Genomic DNA, 15,356 nt, shown 5'->3' with positions numbered 1-15,356 from the left:
TACGTCCCTGTTCTACGGCAGCGGCTGAGCGATAACCGGCTCTGGCAATTGATAGGGCTGCAATGCGCTTTGGCGTTGCTCCTGCAGGACCCAGGCGAAGCCCGAATACATCGCTCCCAGACTGACCAGGGCGAAGACCATCACCATCCAGGCGGGGACAATGCGCATCGGGGCGCGGCGAGGAGTAACAAAACCGTCCCCAACATGGGAAAAGTGCCGAGGGGGGTCGCCGCGAACGTGCCGGATCGACCGGTAGAGAGCATCGCGCACGCCTTCGAGCTCAAATCCGCCACGGGCATGCATTCCATATTTGCCTTCAAAGCCCAGGGACAGGCACAGGTATGAGAGCTCAAGCATATGCAAATGCTTGACGGGGTCTTTCGATAAGCGATCAAGCAATTGGAAAACTTTTTCGCCGCCGAAAGTCTCGTTGTGAAAACTGCTCAGCAGGCTGATTTGTGACCAGTTGCTTCCCTGCCCCCCAGGCGCAGCCACCACCGCTTCATCGAGAACCGTGCATAACACATAGCGGGCGGCGATCAGCTGGCTTTCCACTACGTTCAACCTCAATGCATGGGCTTCGAAGTCTTTCAAGTCGAGGGCCAGCTCCTGTTTGAGCATGTTCAGATCTCCGCGATCGCGGCCCTGCCTGAGCAGCACCACCCGGGATAACAGCCCGGACGCTGCCGTCACCAACGGATTGAGGCTGGCAACGAACATTTGCGAATGCGGTTGACGAGCGGCATAGATCATCCGCTCGTGCAGATGTTCTACACGCGGCGGCGTCACGGCATCGGTCAAAGGACCTGAGGCCGGACGCTTTCCCTCAGCATCGAGCAGAACGGTTGTTTCGTCCTGAGGACTTTCCATATCCATTTCGGTCAGTTCCTGATCGCCCAAAAATTCAGTTCAAGCTCGGAAAACTCTCCAGACACATGGAAGGCAAAGCCAGTTGAGCGCTTCACTTGAGCTAAATCTTCAGCACTGGGTTCGAGGATGAAATAGGCTTTGTTGGCATGGAACGCAATCTGCCGCGGCACTACGGGTAACGGCCTGATCCTGATGCCCGGCAGATGCAGATTGACCAGTTGGCGAATCTGCTCGACCGAACCGATCTTCAGATGCGACGGCAAGCGACGACGCAGCTCTTCACCGTCACAGTCGGCGCTCGCGGCCAATACGAATGAAGCCGAGTCCAACAGCGAAAGATCGTTCACTTGAGAAACAAGGATGCCGTACTGGCGAGCCTGCAATTGCAGTTCGATGGCGTGCTGCTCAAGTACCATCGACAGTACCTGACGGACTGACTGCATCAGGCTTCGGAAGCACTCGCCCTGGTTGCTGTGCTGATACCGATTGTCGAGGGGCGGTCGCTTGCTGTCAGTGGAAAATGTCGCCAACTCTCCCAGCAGGGCCAACAGCATCCGGTATAGCGTTTCGGGTTGAGCCAGCTCCAGTTCCAGTTGATGCCGCAGCAACAACTCGGTGCGGTTGATCAATTGCAACATCATGAAATCGCCGACTTGTGCCCCGCCCGACTTTCCGTAGGAGCGAATTCGCTCGGCGAGGCTTTCGCCCCGGTGGCCCAGCATGCCGATCACTTCCTTGAGACACGACAATAGGTAAGCGGACGACTTGACTTGGATAAACGTAGGCACGAAATCCGAATCGAGCGTGATCGCACCGTCGGGCGTGGTATCAAGCACTTCACAGAGTTTCAGTTTCACAAAAACCTGATCGCCCTGCTGCTCACCCAGCAGAAGACGAAAATCCAGGCGGCCACAGCTGATCTGGCTGCTGGAGGAATCCGCAGCGTTTGAATCAGACACTTGTGCGTCATAGGTGATGTAGCGCGCCAGCACGTCCGACTGCTCTGGACGACGAGACTCGATGTGATTGCCCGTTACCAGTGGCAGCGCGAGGTAGATCGGCGTATTGCAGATATTGGACGGGACTTCCAGGACGAGCGGTTCAGCGCTGCCGTCCAACTCGAACAAGCTACCGTCCGGCAGGACACCGGAGGCTCTGTTGACGACCAGTCGTCCCATGTTGAGGAACTGCGCATCGATTTCCAGCGCCAGGAAGCCCCAGGTGTAGCCGCTCAATAGCCGCGTGCGGACCTTCAACTGGTGATCGAAATAGCGGTCGTTGTGCTGCAGATGTTGCGGCCGCAGCAGCATGCCTTCCTGCCAGATGACTTTATCGTGATTCATCGATCACCCACCCTGCCGGCTTTCCAAGACGAGTGGCGATCCCATCCTGATCAAGCGTCAGGCTCGCGTCAGTCACTCGCCCCGCAATGATCGGCAGCGTGTAGCGCCACTTTGCTTGCGGCAGATCACGGTATGCCGCGAGTATCCCGACATAACGACCGCCCCCTGCAATGTCGAGCCGGAGCCTGACGGTTTCGCCGGGACGCAACTCCAGCTCTTCGCTGGCGATCAGGTCAGGTGAAAGAGTTTCCCTGGCACGCTCGTAGAGGCTGAAGAAGTCCGCGTTCTCAAAAGCCACTGGATGCTTGAGCTCAAGCAAGCGCACCACCACGGGAGATGGCCGTCCGTTGAGATCCGGGTTGAGCTGATTGCCGGCGATCAGGGTGAGGTTGAGCTTGGTCATCGTCGAAAACGGTGACAGCGAGGCGCAGCCGGTCATGAGCGTCGAGGTTACGAACGCCAACATCAAAGGCTTGAATAAAGGCACGGTGCTGCGAGACATGTACGTCATCCATGAGAGTCGTTTTGCAGGGTGGAGATCAGGCGAACCTGCTCCTCATAAGCCTTGGCGAAATCCCGGGCCAGCAGTCGCTCGGTCCAGTCGTCGTCCAGGCAAAGCGCCTGGTGATAACGACCATATGCTCGCCAGTAGCGACCATGTGTGCTGATCAGCAGTCGTTGCTCTCGTTCCAGTCGAAGGATCAATTGCCGAGGTGAAAAATGCTCCAGCGTTGCGCGCAAGGTGGCGCGACTGGCGGCGAGCACCGCCACTTGATGAGCCTGAAGATCGCTGAATGCGCTAGCGATGGCATCGGTCGCCGACAACATTCCTGGCGATCTCGGTTGCAACAACATCTGCAGGGCGTCATCGGTGTACTTCAATGGATTTTTCTGGTCGCGTTGAATCTGCGTTGGCGCCAGGCGCAATTCGCTTTTCAACTCCCTACGGGTTCGCACGCTCTGTTGCAGCCCTCGAATGCTTTGCTGGAACAACCGAGCAACATCAATCGCCAGGGCCTCCCGGCCTTCGTTGTCCAAATTGTCGAGATCCATGCCCAGCGCAACGCCGAAGCGTCTCCAGAAATCCTGGCTTACCAGCGCAGCGGGTTCTGACGACAGGTGTAGCTCGGGTTCGCGCGGTGCTTCGACCAGTTCAGGAAGCAGAAGGCTCTCCGTATCCACACGCCCATGGTCCGGGCAACTGGACCCGAACGTGGCCGCCGCACCGGGGTTGATCAGCTCATCAATCCCACAATATGCCCGTTCCTGTTGATCGAGGGTTTTCAGCGGATCAAGATTGAAGAACGCGTCGTCCGGTATGAAGCCGTCGACCGGTACTGAACGGCAGCGGTCTGCAACGCGGCTCGCCGCCCCCTCTACCAGCCGCGCCTGGACAGTGCAGTCGCCCATCACATACACATCCCCATCCTCGATGTGCACTGGCTGCCCCTTGGGTAATCGCATGCCGCTTTTACGATGGGATATGCCGTTGCCGCTGGTATCGGTCAGAAAAAACCTGCCCTCCTCGAAACTCACTCGTGCGTGACGCTTGGACAGGAGGCGCTCGCAGTCCGGAATGGTCCAGTCGCAATCATCCCCCCGCCCAATCACACCGCCGGCCGGCCCGAAAATCTTCCGGCAGAGTTCCGGGGTGATGAACTGCCTGGCAGTGAGCATTTCTAAAACGAGTTCCATCGACAACGCTCCTTGGTTCACTGGCCACGACTGACCGCTTGCGGATCACCTAATGGGCGATAATCTTTATCGTCGAATTTATAATTGCCGCTGCAGGCGCCAAGGCCGAACAACACGATGAAAACAAGCAGAACGGTATGACAGGCACGAACAGGCATCCAGAGCCTCCGGAGACTTGAATAGATGGGAGCCAATGAGGGAGTGGGATTCATACTTCAACATCCCGACGGCTGATTTTCAGCCGGTGCATCCGATAGATCAGTGTCCGACGGGGCAAGCCGAGCTCACAGGCAGTCAGCGTCTGGTTACCGAGATTCTTGCGCAGGCAATCAATTACCAGACTGCGCTCGATTTGCTCCATCCGTTCACGCAGGCTAACGCGGCCCTCTTCGGACAGATCCTTGATGTGCAGGGAAAAATGCTCTTCCAGCAGTTCGGGGCCATCGCACAGCAGCACGGCTCTTTCCACGATGCCTTTGAGCTCGCGTACGTTGCCTGGAAAATCATAGGCCGCCAGGTGAACCAGCGCTGCGTCGGACCAGCGCGGAACGTCTCGTTGCAGGAGTGCGCAGGCCTTGTCAGTGAAGTGTCGCGCCAGTTCAATGATGTCGGGGCCGCGCTGACGTAGCGCGGGCAACTGGATCGGAAACTGTGCGAGGCGGTAATACAAGTCTTCGCGAAACTTGCCCTCGTTCATCAATTGCTTCAGGTCCCGGTGGGTAGCGGCAATGATGCGCACATCGATCTTGTGGGTATGGTTGGACCCCAGCGGACGAATCTCGCCTTCCTGCAATACCCGTAGCAGCTTGGACTGGAGAGACAACGGCATGTCACCGATTTCATCGAGCAACAATGTGCCTCTGTCAGCCGCATCGAACAGCCCGGGGCGATCCCGATCGGCACCCGTGAAAGCCCCCTTGCGATAACCGAACAACTCACTTTCCAGCAAATGCTCGGGAACCGCGGCACAGTTCTGAACAATGAATGCCTCCGTGCGACGCGGACCATGATCATGAAGGGCCTGGGCAACCACTTCCTTGCCCGTCCCGGTCTCGCCACACAACAGCACGGTGTATGGGCTGTTGATTACCTTGCTGACCAACAGGCAGGTCTGACGCATCGCGTCGCTCTTGCCGATCAAACCATAGCGGTTGGCACTTGGCAGGGTAATGGCAACTTGCCGGAGGCCGTCGGCAGGAAGTTGCCTGCACTGCAGCAGGTGCATCTGCCTGAGCGCAAACATCCCCAGATGCCCGAAGGACTCAGCGAACCCCTTCAAGTCGAGATGCTTGACGCTGGCGCAGAGCAACAGTCCGGCGGTGGCGCCTCGCATGTCGACAAGCGGCACGCAGAGCAGTGATTGCCAAGGCGCGGCACGAACCGGCAGGAACGCCGTATCGTGCAAGCTGTCACTCAACGCACCCAGGCATACCACACGATTCTGGCGCAGGACGTACTGCAACAGTTGTTCATCGTTATAGTCGCAGGACACGCTTGCCCGATCAGGAAATTGCAGCTGCTCTTCGAGATATTCAGCGTACATTTCCAACCGGGCGTGCGTGGTATCCAGAAGGTATAGTTGCGCCACCTCACACGTACTGAGCCGTGCGATGCCCCTGATGAAATCCCCAAGCAGTGACACGTCGTCGCCAGATCGCGACAGGGTTGAAAACTCGGCCAAAAGGGCTTCTGCATAAGCCAGCGGCTGCGGTACCTGCGTGAACATTGCGCTCATCAAATGAACTCGCACACTACGCTGGCTTGATCATCAAGCGTGGCGTGGACATGCCGCAGCTGTTCATTGTTCGCCATCGCCATGAGCAAGCGGTCGGCCAATCGCGGCATCAGATGAAGATCGAGCAAGTGATCGATAAGCCGCGCGCCGCTGTCGCTGCGGTCACAACGTTCGACCAACTGGTCCACAAGCTGCGCGCAATAAGTGAATCCCAACTGACGACGTTTCAGCCGCTCGCCCAAGCGAGCCATTTTTATCTCCACGAGCTCACGCAACACCGCACCACTTACCGGGAAGTACGGCACCACACACATCCGCGCCAGCAATGCAGGTTTGAAATGCTGACTGAGCAATGGACGGATAGCTTCTTCGAGATGTTCAGCGCTTGGCCGCGTGTTGTTTTGGCACAATTGACTGATGCATTCACTGCCCAGGTTCGACGTCATCAGAATCAGCGTGTTGCGAAAATCGATCTCCCGTCCTTCGCCGTCATTGGCCAGGCCCTTGTCGAAAATCTGATAGAACAGATTCAGCACATCCGGATCAGCTTTCTCAACCTCGTCGAGCAACACAACAGAATAGGGCTTATGCCTGACGGCTTCGGTGAGCATGCCGCCCTCGCCGAACCCGACATAACCCGGTGGCGCGCCGATCAGTCGGGAAACGGTATGTTTCTCCTGGAACTCGCCCATGTTAAGCGTCGTGATAAAACGGTCTCCGCCGTATAGCAAATCCGCCAGGGCCAACGCCGTTTCGGTCTTGCCGACACCGCTCGGGCCCACCAGCAAAAACACACCCGCAGGAGCATCGATCTTGTTCAAGCCAGCAGCGGCCGCCCGCATCGCGCGATCAAGGGCCTGCACGGCTGGTTCCTGCCCCTTGATGCGCGCGCGCAAGTCATCCGCGAAACGGGTGATCCTGCTGCTGTGCTCGCATGCCAGCTGCGACAACGGCACGCCAGTCCATGCGTTGATTACTTCAGCTACCAGGCGTGGACACACTTCAAAGCTGACCAGGCGCTCATCGGCCTGGGCGATTAGCAGCGCATGGTGGGTTTCGTCTAACGCCGCTTCCAGCGTCTCGACTTCCATGACCTGCGACCCATCCTTCCGCGCCCCGACCAATTGCTGGCGTAGTGTTAACAGGCGTTCGGCAAGCACTCGTTGCTCGACCCAACGAGACTCCAGAACCTGGCGCTTTTCTTCAATAGCTTCCAGGTTCACCTCAAGCGTCGCCAATGCCTCGTGATCGATCGGCAACCCGGCCTGTGCATCACGACACAAGGCCTGGCGTTGTCGCTCGCCTTCGGCCAGTTCTCCACGCAGGCGCTCAAGGCTTCGCGGCGCTGCAGCCAGGCTGATACGCACCCGAGCACAGGCGGTATCCAGCACATCGACGGCCTTGTCCGGCAATTGACGACCGGCCAGATAGCGAGCTGACAACCGCGCCGCGGCGACCACCGCATCATCACGCAGATAGATGCCATGACTCTGCTCATAGACCCGGGCCAACCCACGCAGGATTGTCACCGCATCACTGACAGTCGGCTCGTGTAGTTGCACCGGCTGGAAACGACGTGCGAGGGCCGCGTCGTTTTCGAAGTATTTCTTGTACTCGGCCCATGTCGTGGCCGCAATTGTGCGCAATTCACCTCGGGCCAGCGCCGGCTTGAGCAGGTTGGCCGCGTCTGAACCGCCGGCGCTTCCACCTGCGCCGACCAATGCATGGGCCTCGTCAATGAACAGAATAATGGGAGTGGATGAAGACTTTACGCCGTCGATCACCCCTTTGAGGCGACGTTCGAATTCCCCTTTGATGCTGGCTCCGGCCTGCAGCAGCCCCATGTCCAGCGAAAGGATTTGTACCCCTTCAAGCCCTGACGGCACTTCCCCTGCGGCGATGCGCAACGCCAGCCCCTCGACGATGGCAGTCTTGCCGACCCCGGCTTCACCGACAACGATCGGATTGTTCTTGCGGCGACGCGAAAGGATATCGATCATCTGCCGGATTTCGCCGTCCCGGCATAGCACCGGATCAAGCTTGCCGTCACGAGCCTGCCGGGTCAGGTTATGAGTGAAGCGCTCCAGTAACGAATCGCCCGGCATGGCGGGTTGACTGTCGTTCGTCTGGGACTGTCGGGACAGGGCGAAATCCATCAGCCGCTCGATGCTCAACCGGGCGAGCAACGGCTGGTACCGAGTGCCGGCATGACGAATGGGGTTGCGTAACAACGCCAGGATCAACGCGGCCTCCGTGACACTGCCTTGACCTAGCTCGAGATTCGCCACCAACAACGCATCCTGCAGCCATTGCACCAGCTCAAGGGCAAATACCGGATTGCGTGAAGCGCCGTGTTCAGCCCGAGGTTGAAGAACCGCGCTCAACTGGCCTGGACTTATCCCGGCATCCAGCAAGGCACGCACAAGCAAGCTCTGACTACGTTCCAGCAGGCTCAGCAACAGATCATCCACCAGGATCTTGTCTGCGCCACGATCCGCACATCGCTGCGCCGAGCGCTCCAGATCGCCCCGGGTATCTGCGTCCAGCGTTTGGATAAGTTGCTGAAGATCCACATTGATCATTTCACTCGTTCCTGATGAATGCTGCTGCCGAGAGACACCACGCCGTCGGCGTGTTCAAGCCCCAGCCAACTGGTCCATCCCAGGCGGCAAGTGTTCTGCTCTCCAATACGCAGCTCATGTATTTCCTGCTGGCGCAAGACCAGGCGAATGTCATATTCGAGGGGATCACGCAGAGTGAAGCGCACCAGTGTGCAAAGAGGCTGGTAGCCAACGCCGATTGGCAGAAATTCGTGCAGACGTTGCCAGTCCAGTTCGCGAATATGGATCCGGAACTTGCCGCTGCGATCACGAACCCTTTCGCCCAGCACAAGGTCTTCGCTCAACAGGCTATTGGCGCCTCCAAGTCGATTGCGCTGCTCGGCGAGAATCTCGACCCGGCGCTCTACGCACTGTTCCAGGCTTAGCTCGGCGTGCTTGAAGTAATAACGCAGCACCGCTTCGATCAAGGCCGCCGAATGGGCTCGGAGACTCAACAGGCCCAGGTAGGGCAGCAGGCGTTTCCAGTTCAGTTGAGTAGCCTTGCGAATTTCTTCGCCTCCCAGACCGATCAGCGCGAACAGTTGCTCCGAAAACGGGTCCCTAGCGCCAGTCTGGAAACTCTGGTAGTAACGATATTTGCGCCATATCGGCAGCATCAACCGCTGGAGGCGATGGTGGAACACGTCGAGGAACTGGCGAGTCGGATTGCCATCGCCGTCTCCCAACGCCTGCTCGCCATAAAACGCCGGTACCGGTGATCCTGTTCCCACCAGGCCGATCAGGTTGATACTCAGGCGAGCCCGCACCTGCCCATGCTCCTGGAAAAATTCCACGCGCTCGATATCACTGGCCGGAAACCCCAGGCTCGGGTTGGCCTGGAACTCCAACTGGTCATACAGTGCTTCGTCATCCAGCCCGGGATGGGCGCCGCGCAGCCGCTCGATCACCAGTAAGATCGCCTGGAACAACGAATACTCGCGTATACCTCTCGTCAGCGCGCTCATAGAAGCGGCTGCTGGCCCATACGGGGTGTCCATTGGTACACCTCTCCCTGCGTACTGTTTACCCGCAACTGGTGATACGAGTTAAGGCTGGCGTAGAGCGCGAAAAACTCGTTGAGGACGGACGCGAAGACGTACAAATCACCTTCGCCGATATAGCCCTGAGGATCGATCGTCAGCTCTGTACATAAGCCGCGAACGGGCAAGCCATGATGCAGTCGATCAACATGGTGGTGTTCAATCGCCTTCAGGCCGCTCAGCAGAAGCTTGCTGACCTTTTCGGTCTGTTCGTCGTGGTAACGCGGAAAGTCGTAGGTCTCGAGTATTACTTTCAGCGCATTGACGTCCACGAGCGACAGGTAGTTGAGCGACATGTTGCTGATGAGCTTCCAGAGGAAGTCACGATCCAACGGAGGCGCGTAACTCGGCGTAACCGGACCGATGTTGCGAAAACCAAGCGACGCCGGGCTCTTGTCGCCCGGTTGATTGATATCACCCGGATTGAGCTGGCGCGGCAGGTTCCGATTGGTGCACATCAACTCGATCGACAGCGTCTCGTGGGTCGGGTTGGGCCGGATGCCGAATCCCAGGCAAGTGTCAAAGCCACCGTGAAGCAACGAAGGCCGTTGGCGAACGCTGTAATAACCGCGATTGCCAGGTACGTCGAAACTGGAATCGTGTTCGAACGATTCGAAAGGCACGTAGGCCTGGTAACCCAGCCCACCGGGGTTCCAGCCAGTAACGCTCTCGACGGAAAACACGCCGCAGTGTTCAGGGTCGTATCGGGCCGGCAAGAGCAGGTATTCATCCTGCTTCCCATCCAGGCGAATCGGCTGCGCGTCATGTTTGAACAGATTGACGATGGGCGTGCAATAAAGCTTCACGTTATCCAGCGTCGGACGTAACCGCTGATTACCGCTCTTGCCGATGTCGAAACGCAGGTCCAGCCCTCGCATCTGTTTCAGGATGTCTTGCGGCAACGTGTTGAGTACATCGAGGCCATTGACGTCGATGAACAGGAATTTTTCCTGGAACGCGAAATATTCTTGCAGGTAGCGATAGCCGCGAAAGGTGTTCAACGGATAAGGGACCAGCGCGTGCTCGTCGGCGAACCCCACCGGCCGGACTTGGCTGGCGGAGATCCTGAACGTCAGGGGATCACCATTCGCAGCGGTTACGGGACCGCCATCACCGCCCAACGGGATCAGCTCGACATGTTCCAGGTTGCGCATCAGATTGAGGTAGAGCATCTGGCTGATATAACGCTCGCCGGTCAGATGCAGGCGCAGACGGTTTAGCTGCAACTCTCCCAGGTGGCCATCGCAAGTCATCTGCAAACGCAGGCTCAATAACGAGCCGTTTCCCTTTACCGAGTAACCGAGCCCAGTCAGATCCAGCGACAATACCTCGGTCGGGTAACAGGTTCGAAAACGACAGATCACCTCCTTGATCGGCTTGCTCTCCACCGGCGTATCACGCTCGACCTGCAATGCGGGGCCAGCCCGCTGTAGCGGATCAAACTGCAAGATACCGAAGGACGGTAGCGGCCTCATGTAGTTGGGCCAAAGGAGTTGCATCAACGAATGGCTCAACTCCGGCAGTTCGTCATCGAGCTTCTGCCGCAAACGCCCTGTCAGGAACGCGACGCCCTCCAGCAACCGTTCAACGTCAGGGTCGCGCCCAGCCTGGCCGAGAAACGGTGCCAGCGCAGGATTGCGCTCGGCAAAACGCTGGCCCAACTGGCGAAGCGCGCTCAACTCGCTCTGGTAGTACTGATTGAATGACATATCTATCCTTGAATGACCTTGATCTGGCCATTGCCGTCCAGGCATGCGGAGAAATTCACCGCTCCCCTGAAGCCTTCCACTTCCAGAAAGGCGTCAATGCGAAAAGACAGGCGGAGCTGGTCGGCGTCATTGGGCGCTGAAACGACACAGACATTCCTCAGGCGCGGCTCGTAAGCCTCGATAGAGGCCTGGATCGCACGACAGGCCTGACCACGGGCGTCGTGCAAACTCAGCCGCATATCGTTGAGGTCGGGCAATCCGTAATCGGCTGCGGTTTGTGCGCTGCCCGCTCGGGTGCAAAGCATTTTTGCCAAATGGGCAGCCACGGACGCTCCGGCGCAGGCATCGCGACTCAATCCCGAGCGTGCTTCGGTATCGCCATTCAAGCGTTCGAAAAGGCTGCCGTATCCAGTCATGGCGCGAGCTCCGTTTACTCTTTGTCCAGCTTGCCGACCAGCGACAGGGTGAAATCGGCGCCCATGTACTTGAAGTGTGGGCGGACATTCAGGCTGACGCGATACCAGCCCGGCTCACCCTCCACGTCTGTAACGATGACCTGGGCCGCACGCAACGGCCGCCGGCCACGGACTTCGGAGCTCGGGTTCTCCTGGTCGGCGACGTATTGGCGGATCCACTTGTTCAGCTCCAGCTCAAGGTCGGTGCGTTCTTTCCACGAGCCGAGCTGCTCACGCTGCAGTACCTTCAAGTAATGAGCCAGACGGTTAACGATCATCATGTAAGGCAGTTGCGTACCGAGTTTGTAGTTCAACTCGCTCGCCTTGCCTTCGGCACTGATGCCAAAGAATTTCGGTTTCTGCACGGAACTGGCGGAGAAGAACGCAGCGTTATCACTACCTTTACGCATGGTCAGTGAGATGAAGCCTTCTTCGGCCAGCTCGTATTCGCGACGGTCGGAGACCAGCACTTCGGTCGGGATCTTGGTTTCGATCTCGCCCATGCTTTCAAAGTGGTGCAATGGCAGATCTTCAACCGCGCCGCCGCTCTGGGGGCCGACGATGTTCGGGCACCAGCGAAACCTGGCAAAGCTATCGGTGAGCCGAGTGCCGAATGCGTACGCCGTGTTGCCCCACAAATAATGCTCATGGTCATTGGCAACGGTTTCCTTGTAGACGAACGATTTGACCGGGTTTTCCTGCGGATCATAGGGTGTACGCAAAAGGAACCGCGGCACGGTAAGGCCTATATAACGTGCGTCTTCCGATTGACGAAAACTTTGCCATTTGGCGAATTGCGGACCTTCAAAATGCCCTTTGAGATCCTTGAGGTCTGGCAGGCCAGTGAAGCTTTCCAGACCAAAAAATCCTGGACCGGCCGCAGCGATGAAGGGCGCATGGGACATGCACGCCACGCTGGCTACGTACTGCATCAGCTTCACATCGGGGGATCCGGGAGACAGGAAATAGTTCGCGATAATCGCCCCGACCGGCTGGCCGCCGAACTGACCGTATTCGGCGGTGTAGATGTGTTTGTACAAACCCGACTGCATGACTTCCGGCGAGTCTTCGAAATCATCCAGCAAATCGTCTTTGGAAATATTGAGCATCTCAATCTTGATGTTCTCGCGAAAATCCGTGCGATCAACCAATAGCTGCAGGCCACGCCACGCCGACTCCAATGCCTGGAAGTCGGCGTGATGGAGGATCTCGTCCACCTGGCGGCTGAGCTTGGAGTCGATCTCGGCGATCATGCGGTCAACCATGGCTTTCTTGACTGGCTCGCCGCTGTTCTGCGGCTTGAGAAGCTCTTCGATGAATGCCGACACGCCTCGCTTGGCAATGTCATAGGCGTCATCTTCAGGCGTCAGGCGCGTTTGAGCGATGATGCTTTCGAGAATGCTGTACTCGCCGCTATCTCGGTGCTGCGCTGCGTGATTATTCATATGGCGACTTCCTTGGCTGAGAGAGAATCAAACGTCCGGGGCTGAGGCAGCCAGGCCCAGTTCATCCAGCACGCGACTGCGGGATGTATCGTCGGCAAGCACGCCTTCTATGGCCTTGCGAAACGCCGGTGCGTTGCCCAACGGCCCTTTGAGTGCCACCAGTGCATCTCGCAGCTCCATCAACTTCTTGAGTTCAGGCACTTGGTCGACCAGGTTCGCCGGGTTGAAATCCTTCATCGAACGCAAGCGCAGTTGTACGGCGAGCTCGTCGGTATCGGTCTCTTGCTGGAGGCGGTTCGGTACGCTCAGGAGCAGGCTCAGCTCTTGCTTGGCCAATACTTCGTCGAAGGTCATCCTGTCGATGCTGATCGGTTTTCGGTCCTCGATCTTGCGTTCGTCCTTGCGATGGATGTAGTCACCGATTGCCAACAGTTTGAGGGGCAGTTCGATCTCTTCCTGGCCCCCTCCGATAGCAGGCTTGAAGGTGACGTTGATGCGTTCCTTGGGGGCTACAGAGCCTTCTTTGGCCATGACTTTTCTCCTTGCGATTAGAGGCCTGCAGGCCTATTCGATGACCCGTTCCAGGTCGAGATGACACAACCTGCGGTAGGTTTCATCCTTGCGCTCGCGAACGAGGTGGTTCTGGGGCAATAACTCACAGCAGTGATGCAGCAGATGCAGGACCTGTAGCTCGAGATCGGGCTCCCAGGCATTCAAGCCCGCGTCTTGCAACGCCTGGTTCAGCGCTTCTAGCTGGACCTTGGCAAGCTCGTATTTCTTGGCCGAGAAGCACAAGCGAGCCAATGAGAACCGCCAAAGGAAAAGCGCCCGCGCACCCTCAGCGGTTTGCATCCCTTGCCTGAGAAACTGAACGGCAGGCTTGAGGCCGTCCACGATCAGGATTGATCCGGCTTCTTCCAGGGCCAGCTCCCAAGGCGCCTGGTTATCGATGGTCTCGACTCGTGGCGCAGTGTTGGGGCGTTCCAGGCGAGGCATGACCTGCGCAGCGATCCAGGCCCGGGTGGCCGGGTCGGCGAACGGCTCGCCGTCGTGCCAGCGCAGCTCGACGACGCCCGGAAGGCGATGGATGAATAGTGCGAAATGGACCTCTACCTCGCGCATGGCCGATTCGGCATTCAACCCTTGAAGACACTCCCATGCGAGCCGCTGACCGTCGAACCAGAACGGCGCCTTTGTCAGGCTGGTCTCGATCTCTACCAGCAGGTCCGCGTACTCGCCCCGCTCGCGTCTGTCCTGATAAGCCTTGAGCTTATCCACCGGAAGCCTGCGTAGCTGGGTAACCTGTTCGGCATTGCGCTCCGGCACCGCGTCGATGCCCAACCAGAGCAAGGTGCGGTTGAGGCGCAGCGCGCGCGCATCCGTCACTTTTTGCTTGAGCCACCAGGCGCATAACGTACGAGCGCTCTCCTGCTGAGCCCGCAACACCTTGTGGGCATCCCTTTCGTTTTCGATCGGAGCACCGGAAGCGAGCAGTTGGGTAGCGGCTTGCTTTACTTGAGCCACCATCGTCCCGACAGATCCAGGCTGCGGCTGGCCACTGGTCACACGCTGGATCATGCCCTTGAGACGTCGGCACAGCGGCAATACCAAAGGCGCGTCATTGCCGAGATGAGTGGTGAAGACGGCATCAAGGTCTTCAAGTTGTTCTGCCAGATGACGGAACAACGGCAGTTGCTTGCCTATCGCGACATCTTCACTTAACGCCTGCTCCAGGCGAGGCACCAACCAATGAAAACTGGCGGCACGGGTTCGGGTCTTGACCGGGTGGAGCTCAAGCCAATGGTTCTTGCACAGGTGTCGCAAAAGCCCGAGGCCGGCTAGCAACCCTTGGAACGACTCACGCTGGTACAACGCCCAGGTCAGCCAGGCGGCCACTCGCAAATCTTTTGACTGGGTACGCAGCAGGGCTTCACTTTTTTCAAGGATCTTCAGCCAGTCGATCTGGCCGTTCTCATGCATCGACTGGGCTTTGCCGAGCTCGCGTTCCAAAACTTCATATTCATCTGAAAAACGCACATCTACCCCCGCGAAGTTTTCGCTGGAAACGGGAGAACTGGCAAGGACCAGATAATGGGCAGAGAGTTTTTCAGAGTAAGACATGTATGCCTTCAAAATTTGCTCAGCTTTATTAATCAGCGGCAAGCCATCAACACTAGTTTTGACGTAACCGCCAGAATTTTTTCATCAGCGATAACTTATGCAAGCGGATTTGACTCATGCACCGCTATCCGTTCGACGCGAAGCATGCCAAGGTTCTAAAAATAAAAATGTAGGAAACTTCTCTAAATACGGTATTAATCAAAGAAATCTTTAGCACTCAAACTACAACCCCGAGAGCCCTACTATTTTTTTCTAACTTTTAACATACCCATTCGAAGCAGAATTGAGACGAATGATTTCTACCTACGCTTAATTTAGAAAATTCTTACATACCCGTCTTTTT

13 protein-coding genes are annotated in these 15,356 nt (G+C 57.5%); all 13 read right to left on the bottom strand.

What is annotated here, in order from left to right; genetic code table 11:
* Positions 1 to 12 precede the first annotated feature (12 nt).
* From icmH to tssA, 13 genes are read right to left on the bottom strand one after another with little or no spacing between them, the layout of a single operon-like run.
* The gene (gene icmH, locus M1E16_RS00525) at positions 13 to 876 is read right to left on the bottom strand and encodes a type IVB secretion system protein IcmH/DotU (protein ID WP_458128938.1); all 864 of its coding nucleotides are present in this window, start codon (positions 874 to 876) and stop codon (positions 13 to 15) included.
* Positions 877 to 881: 5 nt separating this feature from the next.
* Complete coding sequence (tssK, locus tag M1E16_RS00520; RefSeq protein WP_458128937.1) at positions 882 to 2,213, bottom strand: type VI secretion system baseplate subunit TssK; 1,332 nt, start codon at positions 2,211 to 2,213, stop codon at positions 882 to 884.
* Complete coding sequence (tssJ, locus tag M1E16_RS00515) at positions 2,200 to 2,715, bottom strand: type VI secretion system lipoprotein TssJ (RefSeq protein WP_434626735.1); 516 nt, start codon at positions 2,713 to 2,715, stop codon at positions 2,200 to 2,202. Before tssJ ends, tssK begins: the two co-directional genes overlap by 14 nt.
* A 5-nt stretch (positions 2,716 to 2,720) precedes the next feature.
* Positions 2,721 to 3,908 (bottom strand): type VI secretion system-associated FHA domain protein TagH, encoded by a 1,188-nt coding sequence (gene tagH / locus M1E16_RS00510; RefSeq protein WP_458130378.1) that lies wholly within the window; start codon positions 3,906 to 3,908, stop codon positions 2,721 to 2,723.
* Positions 3,909 to 3,925: 17 nt separating this feature from the next.
* Entirely contained in the window at positions 3,926 to 4,066 is a 141-nt protein-coding gene (locus tag M1E16_RS00505; RefSeq protein WP_458128936.1) for a type VI secretion protein, read from the bottom strand.
* A 50-nt stretch (positions 4,067 to 4,116) separates the two neighbouring features.
* The gene (locus M1E16_RS00500; RefSeq protein WP_458130377.1) at positions 4,117 to 5,634 is read right to left on the bottom strand and encodes a sigma-54 interaction domain-containing protein; all 1,518 of its coding nucleotides are present in this window, start codon (positions 5,632 to 5,634) and stop codon (positions 4,117 to 4,119) included.
* An 8-nt stretch (positions 5,635 to 5,642) separates the two neighbouring features.
* On the bottom strand, positions 5,643 to 8,225 hold the full coding sequence (tssH, locus tag M1E16_RS00495) for a type VI secretion system ATPase TssH (RefSeq protein ID WP_458128935.1): 2,583 nt from the start codon (positions 8,223 to 8,225) through the stop codon (positions 5,643 to 5,645).
* Positions 8,222 to 9,241 carry a type VI secretion system baseplate subunit TssG gene (gene tssG, locus M1E16_RS00490; RefSeq protein WP_434626741.1) on the bottom strand — a complete coding sequence of 340 codons (1,020 nt, stop codon included), beginning with the start codon at positions 9,239 to 9,241 and terminating at the stop codon, positions 8,222 to 8,224. Before tssG ends, tssH begins: the two co-directional genes overlap by 4 nt.
* Positions 9,205 to 10,992 (bottom strand): type VI secretion system baseplate subunit TssF, encoded by a 1,788-nt coding sequence (gene tssF, locus M1E16_RS00485; protein WP_458128934.1) that lies wholly within the window; start codon positions 10,990 to 10,992, stop codon positions 9,205 to 9,207. Before tssF ends, tssG begins: the two co-directional genes overlap by 37 nt.
* Positions 10,993 to 10,994: 2 nt before the next feature.
* On the bottom strand, positions 10,995 to 11,408 hold the full coding sequence (tssE, locus tag M1E16_RS00480) for a type VI secretion system baseplate subunit TssE (protein WP_434626745.1): 414 nt from the start codon (positions 11,406 to 11,408) through the stop codon (positions 10,995 to 10,997).
* A 14-nt stretch (positions 11,409 to 11,422) separates the two neighbouring features.
* Positions 11,423 to 12,892 carry a type VI secretion system contractile sheath large subunit gene (gene tssC, locus M1E16_RS00475; protein ID WP_434626747.1) on the bottom strand — a complete coding sequence of 490 codons (1,470 nt, stop codon included), beginning with the start codon at positions 12,890 to 12,892 and terminating at the stop codon, positions 11,423 to 11,425.
* A 27-nt stretch (positions 12,893 to 12,919) separates the two neighbouring features.
* On the bottom strand, positions 12,920 to 13,423 hold the full coding sequence (tssB, locus tag M1E16_RS00470; RefSeq protein WP_434696275.1) for a type VI secretion system contractile sheath small subunit: 504 nt from the start codon (positions 13,421 to 13,423) through the stop codon (positions 12,920 to 12,922).
* A gap of 33 nt (positions 13,424 to 13,456) precedes the next feature.
* Positions 13,457 to 15,013 (bottom strand): type VI secretion system protein TssA, encoded by a 1,557-nt coding sequence (gene tssA / locus M1E16_RS00465; RefSeq protein WP_458130376.1) that lies wholly within the window; start codon positions 15,011 to 15,013, stop codon positions 13,457 to 13,459.
* Between the last annotated feature and the right edge of the window lie 343 nt (positions 15,014 to 15,356).

The organism is Pseudomonas sp. Z2-11 (assembly GCF_054161305.1).
This window is presented reverse-complemented; position numbering and strand designations above follow the sequence as displayed.

Bases quoted from the DNA above. Each gene is read 5' to 3' on its own strand.
- tssH (WP_458128935.1), bottom strand. From the start codon at position 8,225: ATGATCAATGTGGATCTTCAGCAACTTATCCAAACGCTGGACGCAGAT.
- tssF (WP_458128934.1), bottom strand. From the start codon at position 10,992: ATGTCATTCAATCAGTACTACCAGAGCGAGTTGAGCGCGCTTCGCCAG.
- tssE (WP_434626745.1), bottom strand. From the start codon at position 11,408: ATGACTGGATACGGCAGCCTTTTCGAACGCTTGAATGGCGATACCGAA.
- tssC (WP_434626747.1), bottom strand. From the start codon at position 12,892: ATGAATAATCACGCAGCGCAGCACCGAGATAGCGGCGAGTACAGCATT.
- tssA (WP_458130376.1), bottom strand. From the start codon at position 15,013: ATGTCTTACTCTGAAAAACTCTCTGCCCATTATCTGGTCCTTGCCAGT.
- M1E16_RS00500 (WP_458130377.1), bottom strand. From the start codon at position 5,634: ATGTTCACGCAGGTACCGCAGCCGCTGGCTTATGCAGAAGCCCTTTTG.
- M1E16_RS00505 (WP_458128936.1), bottom strand. From the start codon at position 4,066: ATGCCTGTTCGTGCCTGTCATACCGTTCTGCTTGTTTTCATCGTGTTG.
- tssJ (WP_434626735.1), bottom strand. From the start codon at position 2,715: ATGTCTCGCAGCACCGTGCCTTTATTCAAGCCTTTGATGTTGGCGTTC.
- tssG (WP_434626741.1), bottom strand. From the start codon at position 9,241: ATGGACACCCCGTATGGGCCAGCAGCCGCTTCTATGAGCGCGCTGACG.
- tssK (WP_458128937.1), bottom strand. From the start codon at position 2,213: ATGAATCACGATAAAGTCATCTGGCAGGAAGGCATGCTGCTGCGGCCG.
- icmH (WP_458128938.1), bottom strand. From the start codon at position 876: ATGGATATGGAAAGTCCTCAGGACGAAACAACCGTTCTGCTCGATGCT.
- tssB (WP_434696275.1), bottom strand. From the start codon at position 13,423: ATGGCCAAAGAAGGCTCTGTAGCCCCCAAGGAACGCATCAACGTCACC.
- tagH (WP_458130378.1), bottom strand. From the start codon at position 3,908: ATGGAACTCGTTTTAGAAATGCTCACTGCCAGGCAGTTCATCACCCCG.